15 protein-coding genes and 3 riboswitches are annotated in these 16840 nt (G+C 37.4%); of the genes, 11 read left to right on the top strand and 4 right to left on the bottom strand.

What is annotated here, in order from left to right; genetic code table 11:
* The first annotated feature begins 12 nt into the window (after positions 1–12).
* Both ACYQ0O_RS06200 and ACYQ0O_RS06195 read left to right on the top strand, forming a co-directional pair.
* Positions 13–1215, top strand: a complete 1203-nt coding sequence (locus ACYQ0O_RS06200; protein ID WP_459891568.1) for an acetyl-CoA acetyltransferase — start codon at positions 13–15, stop codon at positions 1213–1215.
* On the top strand, positions 1215–1544 hold the full coding sequence (locus ACYQ0O_RS06195) for a hypothetical protein (protein ID WP_459891567.1): 330 nt from the start codon (positions 1215–1217) through the stop codon (positions 1542–1544). The genes ACYQ0O_RS06200 and ACYQ0O_RS06195 overlap by 1 nt, the downstream gene beginning before the upstream one ends.
* Positions 1545–1739: 195 nt before the next feature.
* Here ACYQ0O_RS06195 and yihA read toward each other — a convergent pair whose 3' ends face one another.
* On the bottom strand, positions 1740–2324 hold the full coding sequence (yihA, locus tag ACYQ0O_RS06190) for a ribosome biogenesis GTP-binding protein YihA/YsxC (RefSeq protein ID WP_459891566.1): 585 nt from the start codon (positions 2322–2324) through the stop codon (positions 1740–1742).
* A gap of 106 nt (positions 2325–2430) precedes the next feature.
* Here yihA and ACYQ0O_RS06185 point away from each other — a divergent pair, with 106 nt between their 5' ends.
* From ACYQ0O_RS06185 to ACYQ0O_RS06145, 9 genes are all read left to right on the top strand, one after another.
* A complete protein-coding gene (locus tag ACYQ0O_RS06185; RefSeq protein ID WP_459891565.1) occupies positions 2431–3198 on the top strand; it encodes a hypothetical protein in 768 nt (255 codons plus the stop codon).
* A gap of 21 nt (positions 3199–3219) precedes the next feature.
* Positions 3220–3681 carry a type II 3-dehydroquinate dehydratase gene (locus ACYQ0O_RS06180; RefSeq protein WP_459891564.1) on the top strand — a complete coding sequence of 154 codons (462 nt, stop codon included), beginning with the start codon at positions 3220–3222 and terminating at the stop codon, positions 3679–3681.
* 91 nt (positions 3682–3772) lie between these two features.
* A complete protein-coding gene (gene efp / locus ACYQ0O_RS06175; protein ID WP_459891563.1) occupies positions 3773–4330 on the top strand; it encodes an elongation factor P in 558 nt (185 codons plus the stop codon).
* A gap of 9 nt (positions 4331–4339) precedes the next feature.
* Positions 4340–6535 (top strand): DNA translocase FtsK, encoded by a 2196-nt coding sequence (locus tag ACYQ0O_RS06170; protein WP_459891562.1) that lies wholly within the window; start codon positions 4340–4342, stop codon positions 6533–6535.
* 7 nt (positions 6536–6542) lie between these two features.
* On the top strand, positions 6543–7157 hold the full coding sequence (locus ACYQ0O_RS06165; protein WP_459891561.1) for a TetR/AcrR family transcriptional regulator: 615 nt from the start codon (positions 6543–6545) through the stop codon (positions 7155–7157).
* A 177-nt stretch (positions 7158–7334) separates the two neighbouring features.
* A complete protein-coding gene (locus tag ACYQ0O_RS06160) occupies positions 7335–8696 on the top strand; it encodes a TrpB-like pyridoxal phosphate-dependent enzyme (RefSeq protein ID WP_075067977.1) in 1362 nt (453 codons plus the stop codon).
* Positions 8697–8704: 8 nt separating this feature from the next.
* Positions 8705–10042 carry a phosphotransferase family protein gene (locus ACYQ0O_RS06155; protein ID WP_459891560.1) on the top strand — a complete coding sequence of 446 codons (1338 nt, stop codon included), beginning with the start codon at positions 8705–8707 and terminating at the stop codon, positions 10040–10042.
* Positions 10043–10045: 3 nt separating this feature from the next.
* Positions 10046–10630, top strand: coding sequence for an adenylyl-sulfate kinase (locus ACYQ0O_RS06150; protein WP_459891559.1), 585 nt, complete (start codon positions 10046–10048; stop codon positions 10628–10630).
* Between the two features lie 96 nt (positions 10631–10726).
* A riboswitch (cyclic di-GMP riboswitch) is annotated at positions 10727–10817 on the top strand.
* A 114-nt stretch (positions 10818–10931) separates the two neighbouring features.
* Positions 10932–11011: riboswitch (cyclic di-GMP riboswitch) on the top strand.
* Positions 11012–11013: 2 nt separating this feature from the next.
* A riboswitch (cyclic di-GMP riboswitch) is annotated at positions 11014–11106 on the top strand.
* A gap of 29 nt (positions 11107–11135) precedes the next feature.
* On the top strand, positions 11136–11633 hold the full coding sequence (locus tag ACYQ0O_RS06145) for a DUF6160 family protein (RefSeq protein ID WP_459891558.1): 498 nt from the start codon (positions 11136–11138) through the stop codon (positions 11631–11633).
* Positions 11634–11690: 57 nt separating this feature from the next.
* Here ACYQ0O_RS06145 and ACYQ0O_RS06140 read toward each other — a convergent pair whose 3' ends face one another.
* The 3 genes from ACYQ0O_RS06140 to ACYQ0O_RS06130 are packed head-to-tail and all read right to left on the bottom strand — an operon-like array spanning position 11691 to position 16804.
* Positions 11691–14609, bottom strand: a complete 2919-nt coding sequence (locus ACYQ0O_RS06140; RefSeq protein ID WP_459891557.1) for an OmpP1/FadL family transporter — start codon at positions 14607–14609, stop codon at positions 11691–11693.
* 1 nt (position 14610) lies between these two features.
* Entirely contained in the window at positions 14611–16041 is a 1431-nt protein-coding gene (locus ACYQ0O_RS06135; RefSeq protein WP_459891556.1) for an SPOR domain-containing protein, read from the bottom strand.
* 13 nt (positions 16042–16054) lie between these two features.
* Entirely contained in the window at positions 16055–16804 is a 750-nt protein-coding gene (locus tag ACYQ0O_RS06130; protein WP_459891555.1) for a C39 family peptidase, read from the bottom strand.
* Between the last annotated feature and the right edge of the window lie 36 nt (positions 16805–16840).

Raw genomic sequence — 16840 nt, 5'->3', positions numbered from 1 at the left:
AGGAGGATAGTTATGGCACATGGTATAAGGGACAAGGTGGCCATAATAGGAATGGGCTGTACAAAGTTTGGAGAAAGATGGGATGTAGGTGCTGAAGAGTTAATAGTAGAGGCGTTTTTAGAGTGTCTTGAGGATGCTAAAATTGATAAAAAGGATATCCAGGCCGCATGGCTTGGGACTTGTATAGATGAGGTGAGTGTGGGAAAGACCGCTATGCCCTTATCCACTACCCTTAGGCTTGATAAGATACCTGTTACCAGGACTGAGAATTATTGTGCAACTGGTACTGAGGCATTTAGAGGGGCATGTTACGCAGTTGCATCTGGGGCATATGATATATGCCTTGCCCTTGGAGTGGAAAAATTAAAGGATACAGGATACGGAGGACTTCCACAGCTATCTCCTGGCTCTTTGGCTTCACAATGGTGGCCAAATTTAACTGCACCAGGCGCCTTTGCCCAACTTGCATCAGCATATAGTGCTAAGTATAAGATCCCCATGAAGGACATAAAAAGGGCAATGGCACATATCTCTGCCAAAAGCCACTTAAATGGGACCTACAATGAAAAGGCACACCTAAGACGGGCTGTAACAGAAGAGCAGGTAATGGCGTCTCCTATAATTGCTTATCCTTTAGGTCTTTTTGATTGTTGCGGGGTATCAGATGGGGCTGCTGCTGCAATTGTGACCACCCCTGAGATTGCCAAAAAACTAGGTAAAAAGGATATTATAACAGTAAAGGCCCTTCAAGTGGCAGTCTCCAGTGGAGAGGAAATGACTTATACATCATGGGACGGTTCCCACTTTGTTACAACATCAAAATGTTCTATTGAGGCATACAAAGAGGCAGGTATAAAAAATCCCAGGGAAGAGCTATCTTTAATTGAGGTTCACGACTGTTTTTCCATAACAGAGCTGGTTACCTATGAAGATTTACACATATCTGAGAGGGGACGGGCAATATATGACGTAATGGATGGTTTTTATGACAGGGATGGTAAAATACCATGCCAGATAGATGGAGGACTTAAGTGCTTTGGTCATCCAATTGGTGCATCTGGCCTCAGGATGATATATGAAATTTATCTCCAACTACAGGGCAGGGCTGGGGATAGGCAACTTGAAAATCCAAGATTTGGCTTAACCCATAATCTAGGCGGTTTTCCATTTATGAATATTTGTGCAATATCAATTATTGGAAAGCATGAGAACTAATGGAAAGGAGATTTGTTCATTTTCATCTACCTAAAAAAGTTGATACAATATCTGGATTTTTTGAGCTTGTGGAAGAGAAAATATTAAATATAGATGGTAAGAAGTTACTCTATTACCTTGGATATGGTGCTGCTGACAATTCTTGTTGTGGATTTTTTGGTTGTGGATATGTATATGTTGTAGGCTATATAAAAAAGTATAAGGCCCTCAAAAATGATGAGGGCCTTATACTGTCAATAATATCTTCTATAGAAGAATCTCATCGTCTTAAGGTGGAGCAGGTTTTAAAGACCAGAGAACAAGTAAATCAAGTGGTATTTTTTGAATGAGTAGTGTTAGTTTTTTTATTTTCTTCCAAAAATTCACAGATCCACTTTTCTTTTAATCTTTCAATATCATCTCTGTATTCTGATATATGTGCATAAGATCCACAGTCCCTGCAGACCACTTTACTATTTGCTCACCTTCCCTCAATTTCGGCCCTGCCCCCACAAAAATGGCATTTTAATAAATCTGTATTCATTCTACTTTTTAAATACCTCTGTCAAAATATTCATCACCTGTCCTTTGCCCTTTGATGTCTTTGAAGAAAATAAAATTGGTTCTATATTATGACCTGAAAAGTCCTGCCAGAAATTTTTGAGCCTTATCTTTGCAGACATCTGTGCCTTATCTTCTTTTGTGAGTATAGGGATTATACTAAAACTCCTATCCTTTATGTAATTAAATAGAGTGATATCAGCTTCTTGAGGTGGTATTCTGCTATCAATTAGTAATATAACTCCTTTAATGTAATGGGAATTTTTGTTGAAATAGGTATCAACAAGCTCTGCCCATTTTTGTCTCTCTTTTTTGGATGTCTTGGCATACCCATACCCTGGCAAATCCACTAAATATCCTTTAAATCTCTTTATATAATAAAAGTTTATTGACCTTGTTTTTCCTGGCTTTGAGCTGGTTTTAGCGAGATTTTTTTGGCTTGATAAACAGTTAATAAAACTGGATTTGCCCACATTTGAACGGCCAGCTATGGGTATTTGGGGATATTCTACAGGTTGCAATTTGCATATTTCATATATGGTATGTTTTAGTATAAGTTCCAATTTCATGGTTTTAATGCTTGCAATTGGTATGTGTGTTAGATTAAACTAACTGATGTTATTAGTGAATCTGGTAAATAAAAAAATATCAAAGGTCAATATTAAAGGGGGTAAGATGAAGAAGATATTATATTTTTTGTTAATAGGAGCCTTTGTTGTTGGGGGATGTGCAAAAGTATTGATCAAAAAAAAGCCTGTGGATACTCAATATAAGGTATTTAAGGAATTAGTTGATGTGGATGTTACAATGGAAGGAGGAGACAAGACCAATGTTAGTTCAGTGGCAAAAAAATTAGCTTTAAAAGCGCAGGAACTAGGGGTGCTCAAAGTAGCAAGAAAATGGTTAAATCAAAGTATTATGTTTAAGTTTGGTAAGTCTAAACAAGGGATGGATCAGAAGGATATTCGTTTAAATGTTTTTAATATAGATAGTCATCCTTCTTATGACGATGTTACAGGAATTTATGAAGCAAAGTATAAATGTTTAGTAGAACTTGACCCTGTTATGAGCCTATCAGGGATAATAACAGGAATTGAAGGGGGTTATTCGCTGGCAACTTCACATATTGCAATTGAATTTAATTTCAGCCCAGAAAAGGATACTTATTTTGTTATAGCCAAGAAAAATGAATTTAGTGCAGGAGATTATTATCAGGTGGTTGGACTGGGAAGGATTTACAATAATATTGATAAGGTGTCTCAAGGGGAGATTTTAACATCAGATAGGGGGATTAATATAGGGGATATGGTTTTTTTGTTAAAGACAAACTTAATGCCAGTAGTGGAAAAAAAAATAGAGAGACCCAATGAATCCAAGTTGCCAGTTGTAAAGGTCCATCCAATTTTAGAAAAAAGGGAAAATGGTCCAAAGGAAATGAAGTAGATCTATTACAGGAGATTATATATGTCAGATAAGTATAAAATTTTAATAATAAATGGTCCAAATTTAAGATATATTGGCAAGAGAGAACCTGAAATATATGGAAAGAAAAAGATGCAGGATATTGTGTTGGAAATGAGTGAATATTTAAAAAAGGATATCATTGAGAGGGTGGACATGGACCTTTTTCAATCCAATCACGAAGGAGAAATAATAGATAGATTGGAGAGGGCGTGGTTAGATAAAGTCAATGGGATTGTTATAAATGCTGGGGCCTACACCCATACTTCTCTTGCCATAAGAGACTGTATTTCATGGATTGGTATTCCCTGTGTTGAGGTACACATTAGTAATTTGTGGTCAAGGAAAGAAAAAATCAGACATCAAAGTATGCTTTCTTCTAAATGCATAGGTGTTGTTTCAGGTTTTGGAATCTTTTCATATGTAATGGCAATACTTGCACTGGTGGAATATTTAGACAATTGAAATACAGAAGGTTAGAATGAGATGTGGAACATTGACAACTGTCTAATTTTCTTTCAAAAAAGGATGAGAACAAAAAATAAGGAGGATATTCATGTACACCACATCTGATATTCGTAAGGGATTAAAAATTGAGTTTAAGGGTGAACCATACGAGATAATAGATTTTCTACATGCAAAATATGGCAGGGGTGGGGCCCATATATGGACAAAGTTAAAGAATCTATTAAATGGATCTGTGATAGAATATACATTTAGGTCTGGGGAAAAAATAGATAGGCCTGATCTGGTCACCAAAGAGGTCCAGTATTTATATCGTGAAGGTGATGAGCTTGTATTTATGGACCTTGAGACATATGAGCAGATGTATGTGCCAGCATCTACTTTGGATAAAAAGGTCTTTTTTTTAAAAGAGGGAGAGACAAATAAGGTCCTCATATATAATGGTCAGATAATAGACGTAAATTTGCCTGCAGCGGTGGTGCTGGAGGTGATTGAAACAGAGCCTGGGATTAAGGGAGATACTGTTAGCGGTGCAACAAAACCAGCCACTTTAGAAGGTGGGCTTACAGTAAATGTACCTCTTTTTATAAATACAGGAGATAAGGTCAAGGTAGATACTCGGACCTTTGAATATCTTGGCAGAGAATAGTACTTTCTTATGGAGAAAAGTAGTTATGGAAACAAATTGGTCAGGGAAATTTGCTCCCTGACTCTTTTATTTATCTGCTTTTTTTTATTTCTGTCCATATCTTCTTATTCCCCCAGTGATCCTTCCTTTAACGTTGCAGCATCTGCAACAAGGGTAAAAAATTATGGTGGAATAGTGGGTGCCTATTTGGGAGGGCTTTTAGTGGAATTGTTCGGCAATGTGGCGTGGTGTGTTCCTTTTTTGTTTTTGTGGGTTGGTCTTTGTGGTTTTTTTAAGTCTCTTATGGTCAAATGGTACAGGGTTGTTGGCATTGTCTTTATTTTGTTGTTTCTTTTGATGTTTTTTGGATCAAAATTTGGAGGTTCTATTTATATTGGACACATACACGGAGGGGGATATATTGGTGATTGGCTTTATTCTTTGAGTTATAGATATTTAAGCTTGGGTGGTACTTTACTTGTATGTATTTTTTTTATTGTAACAGGTATCCAGCTCATATTTTGGTTTTTATGGAGAGATATATTTGAAAAGATTTTCTATGGTACAACATATATATTGGGGTATCTAAAAAAAATAGTTACATCATTGGTCAATTTGTTCTCAAAAACGTCAGCATTTAGAAATGACCCAAAATATAAAGTAAAAAAAGATTACAAAGTAACTTCTCAAGAAAAAAAGGAAAATATACCCATTGAGAATTCAGCAGATAAGGAAGTTAAAAAAGATGAAAAATTAAAATTAAATATTAAGTCCCAGGGAAAAATAGCCCTAGATTATAAAAGGGAGTATCCCTCTTTGGAACTTCTTGATCCAGTAAAAAAGCAAAAAGCGGACGCCGATGCTAAGTATTTTGAAGAGATCTCCAATAGGTTAATTGCCTGTTTGCAGGACTTTGGAATACATGGAGAGCTACTTAATATAAAACCTGGACCTGTAGTAACTGTGTTTGAATTTCGTCCAGCTCCTGGGATAAAGATAAGTAAGATAGCCCAGTTGAACAATGATCTTGCATTGGCCCTTAAAGCAGTTGCCGTTAGAATTGAGGCCCCAATCCCTGGAAAAGACTATATTGGAATAGAGATTCCAAATAGAAAAAGGGAGACAGTTTTTTTCAGGGAAATAGTTGAATCAGATGTTTTTCAGAAAAATAAAGGTGTACTGCCAATAGTATTGGGCCAAGATATCCTTGGGAGACCAAGGGTAGAAGACCTTGCTAAAATGCCCCATCTCCTTGTTGCTGGTGCCACTGGTGCAGGAAAAAGCGTATGTTTAAATTCCATAATAATTAGTTTACTCATGCGTTTTTCTCCAGATGAGGTGAAGTTTCTCTTGATTGACCCAAAGAGGATTGAAATGTCCTCTTATTCATCCCTTCCCCATTTGCTCCATCCAGTGGTAGTGGACATGGAACTCGCCAAGACAGCTTTAGAGTGGGCAGAGAGTGAAATGGATAATAGGTACGATAAGATGGCAAAAGTGGGAGCCAGGAATGTATATGGTTACAATGAAATAATCAGAAGAGAAATGGAAGAATACCCTGATTTAGAACATATGCCCTATATTGTTATTGTAATTGATGAGATGGCAGACCTTATGTTAACAGCAGGCAAGGAGGCAGAGACAAAAATAATTAGACTTGCCCAGCTTGCAAGGGCTGCTGGAATCCATTTGATTCTGGCAACCCAAAGACCATCTGTAGACGTGGTGACAGGGCTAATTAAGGCAAATTTTCCAGCAAGGGTGGCATTTCAGGTCACTTCAAAACATGATTCAAGGACCATTTTAGATAATATGGGTGCAGAAAACCTATTGGGAAAAGGTGACATGCTCTTTAAACCACCGGCAGGTAGAATCCAGAGGATACATGGGGCATATATAAGTGATGGAGAGATAAATAGGATTATTAAATTTTGGGAAAATAAATATCCAAAAAAAGAACATATGGATTTAAAAGAGTGGAAGATAGAGAAGGAGCAGAGTAAAAGGGTGGATGGAGGAGATGATGGGTTCAGTGATCCACTGTACCAGGATGCGGTTAAGTTTGTGATGGAACAAGATAGGATTTCCATATCCATGTTGCAGCGATATTTGAGGATAGGTTTTAATAAGGCCGCAAGGTTTATAGAGATGATGGAAAGAGATGGAATTATAGGACCACAGGAGGGTAGTAAGCCCAGGGCAGTAATTAAAAAACAAATGGAGTAGGGGGGGTATGATAAAAAAAGATATTGCCAATATGCACGAAACAGCACAGATAATTTTGGAAAAGGCCCACGATCTCTTTGTGGAAAAGGGTTATGAACGCTCTTCAATGAGAGAGATAGCTGAGAGGGTGGGAATAAGCAAAGCAGCCCTATACCACCATTTTAAAAACAAGGAAGAGATTTTATTTACCCTTTGTGTAAAGGCAGGCGAGATAATAAATGAAGACATGAGACAGGCTATTTTTAGAAGTGAAACTCAGTATGCCAATGTTAGGGACCAGCTTATAAATATTTTATACGACTATACCACTGGATATTTAAGACACAAAAATTTTAACAAGGTTTTGTTTTTTGAAATTGAATCTCTTCCTCCAGAGAAAAGGGAAATAATAGTAAATTATGAAAGGTCCAATGTGGCCCAGTTTAAAAATTACTTGAGGAGGATAATGGATCAGGGCAAGATAAAAAAGACAAATATAACAGTTCTCACCTTCTGCTTTTTTGCCACAGTCCAGTGGCTTTATTTCTGGTATAAAAAGGATGGGTCCTTGAGTATTAAAGAGATAATTGAATATATTGTTGATTATTTTTTGTACGGGATTATTGGGGAGGAAGAAAAATAAAAGGAACGCAGTTTATTTAATTAAATAGGGGTTAATTGTGCGTGGATTTTCTTTGAAGTTTAAATTGATCTAAGTTATATATTATATTTTTACGTGTACAGTTTGGCCATATATAATTTTGGATTTAGGTATCAATTGGAAATGATAAACTGAGCAAAAAATTTTTTGGAGTTTGAAATGAATGATGTAAAGGTAATCTTAAACGCTCAAGATATGCCAACTAATTGGTATAATATTTTGCCTGACCTCCCAACACCTATGTCTCCTCCCCTTCATCCAGGGACTAAATCTCCTGTTTCACCAGATGATTTAAAGGAAATATTTCCCATGGGCCTTATTTTGCAGGAGGTAAGTGATAAGCGGGAGATCAAGATTCCACAAGAGGTTTTAGAACGATACATTATATGGAGACCAACTCCCCTTCGTAGGGCGAGAAACCTTGAAAAATTTTTAGATACCCCTGCAAAGATTTATTTTAAAGATGAGTCAGTCTCTCCTCCAGGGAGTCATAAACCAAACACCGCAATCCCTCAAGCTTATTACAATAAACTGGAAAACACCAAAAAGATATGTACTGAAACTGGAGCAGGGCAATGGGGAAGTGCCCTTTCCTTTGCATGTGCTCAATTTGGGATTGAGTGTGAGGTCTTTATGGTAAGGGTGAGTTATGATCAAAAGCCCTATAGGAAAATAATGATGCAGACCTGGGGTGCTACTTGTATTCCCAGTCCAAGCGATCTTACAAAGGTAGGCAGGGAAATCCTGGAAAAGGACCCAGATTCTCCTGGCAGTTTAGGTATTGCTATTAGTGAGGCCATTGAGAGGGCAGTTGGAGACAAATTAACCAAGTATGCCCTTGGAAGTGTACTCAATCATGTCTTGCTCCATCAGACTGTAATTGGACTTGAAGCCAAGAAGCAATTGGATTTAATTGGAGAGAAGCCAGATGTAATTATTGGTTGCGCTGGTGGAGGAAGTAATTTTGCAGGCCTTGCACTTCCATTTGCAAGGGATAAAATAAACGGGGATAAGATAGAAATATATGCAGTTGAGCCAGCCTCTTGTCCAACAATGACCAGGGGCAGGTATATGTATGACTTTGGTGATGTGGCAAAGAGCACACCACTTCTTCCAATGCACACACTTGGACACTCCTTTATGCCTCCTCCAGTGCATGCAGGTGGACTTAGGTATCATGGCATGGCACCAATTGTCAGCAAATTAGTGAAAGAGAATTTGGTTTCCCCTGTGTCTGTGGCACAATTGGATACATTTAAGGCAGGTATTACCTGGGCAAGGTGTGAAGGATTTATCCCAGCACCAGAGACCACCCATGCAATTTGTTATGTAATTGAAGAGGCCAAAAAGGCCAAAGATGAGGGCAAGGAAAAGACAATTGTGTTTACATACAGTGGACATGGTCTAGTTGATATGGCAGCCTATGAAGCGTATTTGTCAGGTCGACTTTCAAATTATTCTCTTTCAGATGACGATATTGAAAAGGCCCTGGAAGAGCTTAGACAACTGCCAAAACCTTAGGTTTTTTTATGGAAGGGATTTTAGATAAAATAGTTAAAAGATGTCCCAGATTGGGACATGAGCTAAGTATAAAATACTGTTTAAGGGAGAAGGGAAATCTTCCTTGTGATCGACTTCTGGTCTGCTGGGGAGATTCCCCTTCCCTTGTTAAGCTGTTTGAACGACTGTTAGGAGAAAAGGCGATCAGACCTTTAGGCCACAAACCCAAGGACAAACTCATAGAACTTACAGACAGGGTGAAAAAAATTAAACAATATAGTGGGGTAGATATGTACAGTGCAAACGAGTTATATAAATTTTTTAATGACATCTATAAAGGGAGGGTAAAGTCCATTTCCTTAGATGAGTTTGGTAAGCAAAAAGGCGAGGTGTTAAAGGATTTTGGTTATGGAAAGCCCATTATTGTGAAGATAGAGTTTAAAGATGGAGAGGAAAAAGATGTGGTTATTTCCACTATGAGAGGAGATGAGTATGGTCACCAATATTACTGGGATAGGGCCAGAATACTTATGTTCCAGTATGAAACTGGTGGGAAATTAGATAAACATGTACCTCCAGTTGCATTAGGATATATGTCTGGGCATGGGCTTACTGCTGTTAAGGACGTCAAAGAATTTTTCATTGTGAGTGAAAAAGTGAATGGAGAGGATTATTATCTCAGTTTGGACAGGATAAAGAAGGGAGACTTCAGGCATGAAGATCTGGAATTTGTAAAAAAGCTTTCAAGGTATCTAGCCAAAATACATTCTCAAAAATTTGAGCAAGACGATTTATATATCAGGAGGGTAAGAAATTTAATAGGAGATTGTGAGTGTATTTTTGGGATAATTGATGGTTATCCCTATCCATATGATGATTATCCAGAAGAAAAGTTCATTGCACTTGAAAAAGAACTTATTCAGTGGAGGTGGAAATTAAAAAAGTATTGTAATCGCTTATGTGTAGTACACGGAGATTTCCATCCATGGAATGTCCTTGTGACAGACAGTGGCGATTTTTGGGTACTGGACAGGAGCAGAGGAGAATATGGTGATGCAGCGGATGATGTCTCCACAATGGCATGTAATTATCTTTTATATGGTCTCTATGATAAACCAGAATTAACAGGTCCTTTTGAGAAGATGTACATGACATTTTTTGAAGAATATTTATCTCTCACTAATGATACAGAGATGTTGGAGGTGATTGGCCCATTCTTTGTTTTCAGGGCCCTGGTTATAGCTTCACCAAAATGGTATCCAGGTCATCCCAAACAAGTGAGAGATGGACTTTTTAGGTTTATGGAGAATATTTTAAAAGAGGACAAATTTGATTATGCCAATGTAAACAAATATATGCAGGGGTAGTAAATGGGAAGTAGAGGATACTGTTTTTGGTTTGTTGGGCTACCTGGATGTGGAAAGTCTTCAATTAGTAAAAGGGTGTATGAAAGTCTTTTGGATAAAGGTATAGATGTGGTATATCTGGAAATGGATAAACTTAGGAAAAAATATTTTCCAAGCCCCGAATACACCGCTCAAGAGAGGGAAAAGGCCTATGAGCTGTTTGTAGAAGACGCATACAGGGAATTTTCGCAGGGCAGAGTGGTTATTATGGACGGCACAGCTTACAAGGTTGAGATGAGGCGTCTTGCAAGGCAGAAAATGGGTGATAGATTTTTTGAGATGTATATTAAGTGTAAGTTGGAGACAGCAATAAAAAGGGAATCTGTAAGGGAAAATGGATATGTTATGGCACAGTTGTATGAAAAGGCCCTGGATAGAAAAAAAACAGGTATGCAATACCCAGGACTTGGAGAAGTGATTGGGGTTGATGTGCCATTTGAAGAGGACAAAAGTTGTGAGTTTGTGTTGGAAAATGATGAAATTGAGTTAAATAGGGCAGTTTTTATTTGTCTTGGATTTATTGAAAAATCCTTGCTCCACAAGGATTAACAATTTAAATACATATTGACTTAAGATATTTTTGTATACATAATAAATAAAAAGTTCTTTGACAATTTTCAAGGGCCGTGTCCTTTGGGGTTTTGGGATTTATAAAGCCAAACCTGGGGTAACCCAGGGACGGAAAGCCACGGGCCCAGCACTTAGTTTAAAAGTGTTGGGTAGCCGGGTTGCCCACTTCCTGTAGGCCAAACCAGGGGTAACCCTGGGACGGAAAGCCAACGGGCCCAGTATTTATTAATTTAAGTACTGGGTGGCCGGGTTGCCTACAGCGAACCTACAGACCTTAACTAAAAACTTCAGCCAAACCATGGGCAACCATGGGACGGAAAGCCACGGGTCCTGTGTAAGCAGGATAGCCGGGTTGCCTCCTATTAGGAGCTTGCCAAACCAGGGGTAACCCTGGGACGGAAAGCCAACGGGCCCAGTATTTATTAATTTAAGTACTGGGTGGCCGGGTTGCCTGTAGGTTTGCGCTGTAGACAGGAGGTGGATTATGAGAAAAAATATATTTAAGTATATAATTTTTACCTTAATTATTGCTTTATTGGTGCCCTCTTTTGCTCTGGCAAAATTGGTTGCTATTAGCGAAGAGGATATGGATTCAATTAGCGGTCAGGCTGGAATCCAGATCGCATTCAACGAAGCTGGTATTAAAATGAATGCTGAAACCATCTATTATGGCGATGATGATGGTATAAATGGAAGTGGTCCTGCATATTTAAGTCTTTGTGACGTGAATATGGATGCCAGGATCCATGCATCAAGCCCAATTAAAATTGATCTTGGAATAGTGGATGATCCATTTAATTCAGGTCAAAAAATTGAAGCGGTTATGATGCAGATAAGTGATCTAACCATGGATATCAACAACTTCAGCATAGGTGCCATAAGGGTGGGATCAGCAATAGGTGAAGGCAAAAGCTTTGGTTCTTTTGGAATCAGGCATATGCATACAGAAGTTACAGGGAATATTATGGTATGGGCACATTAAAAATCACCAAATCCAAATTTTTGGGACACGCGCCCTTGAAAATTGAAAACAGGAGGGTCACTGTCTTACCTCAGCAATTACTTTCCATAAATTGTCTATCCTTTCCCAGAGTAATTGGACATCTTTTACTGTTTTTTTATCATGGTCTTTGTAGACCATTTTTACACAGGTGTTAAAACCTCTTTTTAGCTTTTGTATTTTTATTTCTCTAATGTCCATTGGGGTAATATGTCTAGTAGCCTTTTTATGTGTACTTGTAACTAAAACTTCCCTCAGTCCAATTTTTTTGTCTTTTATAACATATGGTGCATAAAATTTGGCCTGGTCTTTTATATCAGACGTTTTTTCTGTGTCTATCCACTTGATAAGGCTTTCAAATAAACCTTTTATTTCTAGATCCTTGATTGGACGCCATTGTTGGTTTATGATTTTTAGTCCATTATCTGTATTTTCAACTATTAAACTAACTATTCCAATGTCCCTGTATCCCTTTTGGGATATATATTCTTGGATAAACTCAGCCACGTATCCTCTCTTAGACCTACTAATACGAATATTTGCAATATATATATCTTTAGGTAAATCTTTAGACCACAATTTTTTGTAGTAGTCCATTATCGAAGATTTTCCGATTAATTTCCCTTTAATACTATATGGTGAATAAAATTTAATGAAATTATTAATATTATGAGACTTCCAAGATTTTTTCCATTTATAAATTAAGTCTATTATATCCTTCTTTTGTATTTTTTCGTGCACCATTTTTATTTTTTTAGGCTTTGGTTTATTTTGATTTAGTCTTTTCCATTGATGATTTAGTATTTTATAAAAACCATTTACTTTTTCCAGATATAATGTTGTTATACCTCTATCCTTATATCCATTTTCTGCTTCATATCCTTGAACAAATCTCACCCAATAGCCCTTCTTGCTTTTCCATATATGCATATCCTTAATTGATATTCTTTTTGGCCTATTTTTTGACCACAAATCTTTATATGACTTATAGATAGCTTTTTTCCCTATTAGATTTCCTTTTATACTGTATGGAGTATAAAAGGAAATAAATTTATCTATTTCTGCATTTTCCCAGTATTTAATAAATGCGTAAACTAAATTTTTTATTTGTTCTTTTGGACTTAATATGGGTTCTGGTATTTTTACTAATAAATCTTTATTTTTCGTTTTATTTATATTTGTTTTATTTATATTTAATTTATTAGAACTTGAAATGTTTTTTACCTTTTCAATATAGGCCTCTTTTTCTCCTTTTTTCTTGTGTTTAAAAAACATTAATATGGAAGCTGCCTTTTTTAACATTTCAGTTTGATGATGCATAAGATCCTTCATTGTTTCAAATGGCATAGTGGCTGAAACAGACAACATATATGTCTCTGTGTCCTGTTTGTAATTGAGACCAGCATAAGGGTTATATACAACATCTGTAAATACATTGGAGTTTAAGTTTTTACTGGAATTATCCGGTACTTTATAACCTTTATTAAACAGATAAGCAGCTCCAACATCCAGGGTTATTTTTTTAGGCAATTTAATAGAGACTCCTACTCCAAAGAAATGTAGGTCAGGTAGTGCATATAATAGGTCGAATAAATTGTCTCTAACAGGGCTATCCCTCCACTCATACCCTGCCCTTAAGGTTATTTTGTCATTTAGCATATATTCTATTCCCACTGCCCAATCTAGAGTATCTTTAAAGTTTCTGTTGAGCTTTAGGTTGTAATTACCCCCTGTATATCCAGACATCTTGGCAACTCGAAGTAGTTGTATGGGTTGATCAAATCTAAAATTGTCTTGTTGAATGACTGACCAATTTGCCCATTTCACATCAAACATGAGATTTATTTTATTGAGTAATGTTAGTTTTATCCCTGCCTGCACCCTTTGTGGAAATTCTATTTCAGTGGTTAACCTACCCCTTTGATTGGGTATCCCTTGGGTTGGCAAATCCAACATGCCAGAGGTTTGTAGTAAAAGTGGTGAGCTCCCTAGCCAGTTCATCATCTTCTGCCATTGCTCTGAATATTCAATGATATATTTCCCTCGAAGCTGTACTTTTATAGGGCTTTGGTAACATACCCCAAGGCTGAGCCATTTAAATGGAGACCACAGCACTCCTACATTATAATTGGGACTAAAATCATCCCTTAGTCGTACTTTTAAGGATGCAATTTTGTCGTATGGTCCTATTCCTCCCCCAAACCATGGAGGTGGTAGGGTTAACTCTGATATAACAGGTATTTCAAGGTCCTTAGTAGCATTTCCCAGTATTCTGGTTAACGATACAAGTTCATTTGGATTTCTCATATCCACTCTAGCACCCATGGCAGTTTGACCAATTCCAACTGTAAGTCCTATGGAGAGATTATCTTTTATTTGATAACTAACAGAAGGTGCTGCATATATTAAGTGTTGCTGGTAGACTTCCCATCCCCCCCATCTGGCTGGATCATTTCTGTGGTTGTGTATCAATCCAACAGCAAATGGGGCATAGTTTCCAAATGCAAAGGTCCATTTTGAGCCAGGTCTTCTGTATGCAATACCCATGGTGGGGGAAATCAAGAAGTTGATTGGCTGGTTAATTATTGGGATAAACATCTTTCCACTGGTGTTGGTCCCCTCTGCATGTCCATTTTTATCTAAAATGGGGTCGTCCTTAAATCCACCGAAGATTCCTGGCCAGTTGGGGTTTCTGTCAAATTTAGAGGTCTTTTTTATGTAAGGTACGGTCAATCCCTGGTAGAACCATTTTCCGGATCCAAGCAGGGAAAGGCCCGCAGGGTTATAGTGGATGGACATTATCCCAGGGGGATTTGCAGTTACGGCATTGGCTAAGGAAATTGCCTTTGTGGTGATTGCAAGTTGCTCATTAAATGCACAATATCCAGTGCTAGATAGCAAAAAAAATATTATTATAATTGCTATATCAGCTGCAACTAATTTGGCATTATTAAACATTTTACTTAACTAGGTCATAGTCAAAGGGGATTCTCAAAGAAAATGAGAAGTCAGGGTCATTGTTTGTCAAACCTATACCTGCACCCACAATTACTGAGCGTTTTGGGGTAATATACCACCCTGTACTAATACCCAGAGAGGATGATACAGATGTCCCACTCTGACTTACCCTTCCGCTCTTGAAATAATACTTTGATCCCAATCCATATGAGTATGAATAACTCAACGACAGGGAGACGTTATATGATAGGGCATAGCCAAGCCCTAGACTTCCACTAATACTCCCCCTGGGTTTTACCTTTACAAGTACGTCTCCACCTCTAACCTGGTCGATTCCATCCTTTTCAAAATAATAGGTATATCCAAGGCTGGCAAAGGCATTCACTGGGTCAATGGGTTTAGATACTGATACTGAAGTGGATAGGCCCAATAGACTTCCTCCAGTACTTAGTTCATTGTCAATGTCAATGTCATAGACGCCCCGTCCAGTTGGTAGGATAAGTGATGAGCTTATTATTGGTGCTGGCCATTTTCCTGTGTTTTTAAAGGGCTGAAATTTTACACCAAAACTGATATCTCCAATATCTGTTACCTCTTTTGACTGGTCTGTGCCAATTTTGTCGTATTTATACACAAAGGGTACATTCATGGTTAAAGTCAAGTTGTTTAGAACTGCATATTCAGTGGAAATAGTGTTTCTTAAATTATGGTTTGCATGGTGTTCAACTGAGTAAATAGATTCCAGGGTGTCATATGAATAGTATGAATATCCCAGGGAATATTCCAAGCTAAGGCGCCCCTTGGGGAGTAGTAGATATTCTCTACCTGCTGCTTCTAAAATTTTTTCTTCCTTTTTCTTCTTTTCTTCCTCTGTAATTTCCAGTTTCTTTCTAGCTTCGGCTTCCTTTTGTAATTTGTTTAATCTTTCTTCAAGCTGCGCTATTTTTTGGTCTATACTCCCAGAAAGGGGCGCTGTACCAATAGAGGAGGGAATAGATGGTTGTGAAGTTTCATGCTCACCGGATTCTGATTTTGTGACCTTTAGATGTGGCCCATTTGTCTTTATTCCTGAGGGAACTTTTCCTACCTTGACTATTTTTAAGGTATTATATTTTGTTATGTAAGCAAATTCTCCTGTGTGATTGGTAAAATCGTCTAAAAATTTTTCAGCTTCTTGTAAGTTAGAGAAGTCCTTTATTGTTACAATAAATACAGGTGTATCCTCATCCAATTTCTTTTTTTCCAAATATGGGGAGTATCCCTGTTTTTTTAAATCTTCAATTGTTGCATTTGCCTTTTGTTTTCCCGGAAATGGAATTAGTTTTACAGAAAATTTGAACTTGTTGTTAGATGATTTTGTACTATTCTGTCCAAATAGATTTGGATTGAAAAACAAAAAGATAAAAAATACGAGAAAGATTGTCCTTTTCATCTAACTACTCCATTTACTTGCTTTTATAATAATCGTAAGGTGTAGGCATTCCATCTAATCTTCTCTTGGCGGGAAGGGACATATCAACTGATGAGTCAAACAACGTCCTTCTGGCCATATCTTCATCAATATACCTCAAATCTTCGTCTGAAAGTTTAAGTAGGTTTAAAGATCCTCTCCCATTTGGTTCCACAATAAAAATTACATTTTTATACCACATTTCTTTAAATTTAGAGATAGGGTAACTGCTATTTCCCCGCCATGGATCAGCAACAAATACCCTGTTATCATATATACCTCTAAATACAACAAAGTGTCGGTAGTTAAAGATTTTTATTGGAATAATGCCAGGGACTTTTAAAGTCTTAAGATCGTCTAAGGTGGCCATGTACCCTGTTCCCTTGTACCCTAGGACATTTACAAACCTCTTCATGTCAAGAAGGGAAAAGGCCCTTCTTTTTTTAATCTTTTCTATGTCCCCATATTGCATAAGACCCATTATTACCTGATCCTCAGTAAAGTTTTCCCCTAAATAAAAGTCTAAAAGGGTTGCAAGGGCAGCAGAACCACAACTATAGTCATAATGCTGTTTTACTATGTGTTTTTTCTGAAATTCCTCAGTAAAAGGCTTTACTGTGGGCCTTATGACAACCTTTTCTCCCGTGTTTAAGACCAGATACAATTGTCCCTTTGGATGGGATTCCATTGGATGAAAACCAGCTAGTAAACAAGCTCCAATAATAAATGCTATTAAAATATGCATAAATTAATCCTTTGAGGAAATTTTTACTAGCAATGA

This window comes from Desulfothermus okinawensis JCM 13304 (assembly GCF_054654515.1).
The sequence above is the reverse complement of the archived record's forward strand: the minus strand, read 5'-3'. Positions and strand labels throughout refer to the sequence as shown.

Excerpts from the sequence above, each read along its gene's own strand:
- ACYQ0O_RS06200 (WP_459891568.1), top strand. The coding sequence starts at position 13 with ATGGCACATGGTATAAGGGACAAGGTGGCCATAATAGGAATGGGCTGT.
- ACYQ0O_RS06195 (WP_459891567.1), top strand. The coding sequence starts at position 1,215 with ATGGAAAGGAGATTTGTTCATTTTCATCTACCTAAAAAAGTTGATACA.
- yihA (WP_459891566.1), bottom strand. The coding sequence starts at position 2,324 with ATGAAATTGGAACTTATACTAAAACATACCATATATGAAATATGCAAA.
- ACYQ0O_RS06185 (WP_459891565.1), top strand. The coding sequence starts at position 2,431 with ATGAAGAAGATATTATATTTTTTGTTAATAGGAGCCTTTGTTGTTGGG.
- ACYQ0O_RS06180 (WP_459891564.1), top strand. The coding sequence starts at position 3,220 with ATGTCAGATAAGTATAAAATTTTAATAATAAATGGTCCAAATTTAAGA.
- efp (WP_459891563.1), top strand. The coding sequence starts at position 3,773 with ATGTACACCACATCTGATATTCGTAAGGGATTAAAAATTGAGTTTAAG.
- ACYQ0O_RS06170 (WP_459891562.1), top strand. The coding sequence starts at position 4,340 with ATGGAGAAAAGTAGTTATGGAAACAAATTGGTCAGGGAAATTTGCTCC.
- ACYQ0O_RS06165 (WP_459891561.1), top strand. The coding sequence starts at position 6,543 with ATGATAAAAAAAGATATTGCCAATATGCACGAAACAGCACAGATAATT.
- ACYQ0O_RS06160 (WP_075067977.1), top strand. The coding sequence starts at position 7,335 with ATGAATGATGTAAAGGTAATCTTAAACGCTCAAGATATGCCAACTAAT.
- ACYQ0O_RS06155 (WP_459891560.1), top strand. The coding sequence starts at position 8,705 with ATGGAAGGGATTTTAGATAAAATAGTTAAAAGATGTCCCAGATTGGGA.
- ACYQ0O_RS06150 (WP_459891559.1), top strand. The coding sequence starts at position 10,046 with ATGGGAAGTAGAGGATACTGTTTTTGGTTTGTTGGGCTACCTGGATGT.
- ACYQ0O_RS06145 (WP_459891558.1), top strand. The coding sequence starts at position 11,136 with ATGAGAAAAAATATATTTAAGTATATAATTTTTACCTTAATTATTGCT.
- ACYQ0O_RS06140 (WP_459891557.1), bottom strand. The coding sequence starts at position 14,609 with ATGTTTAATAATGCCAAATTAGTTGCAGCTGATATAGCAATTATAATA.
- ACYQ0O_RS06135 (WP_459891556.1), bottom strand. The coding sequence starts at position 16,041 with ATGAAAAGGACAATCTTTCTCGTATTTTTTATCTTTTTGTTTTTCAAT.
- ACYQ0O_RS06130 (WP_459891555.1), bottom strand. The coding sequence starts at position 16,804 with ATGCATATTTTAATAGCATTTATTATTGGAGCTTGTTTACTAGCTGGT.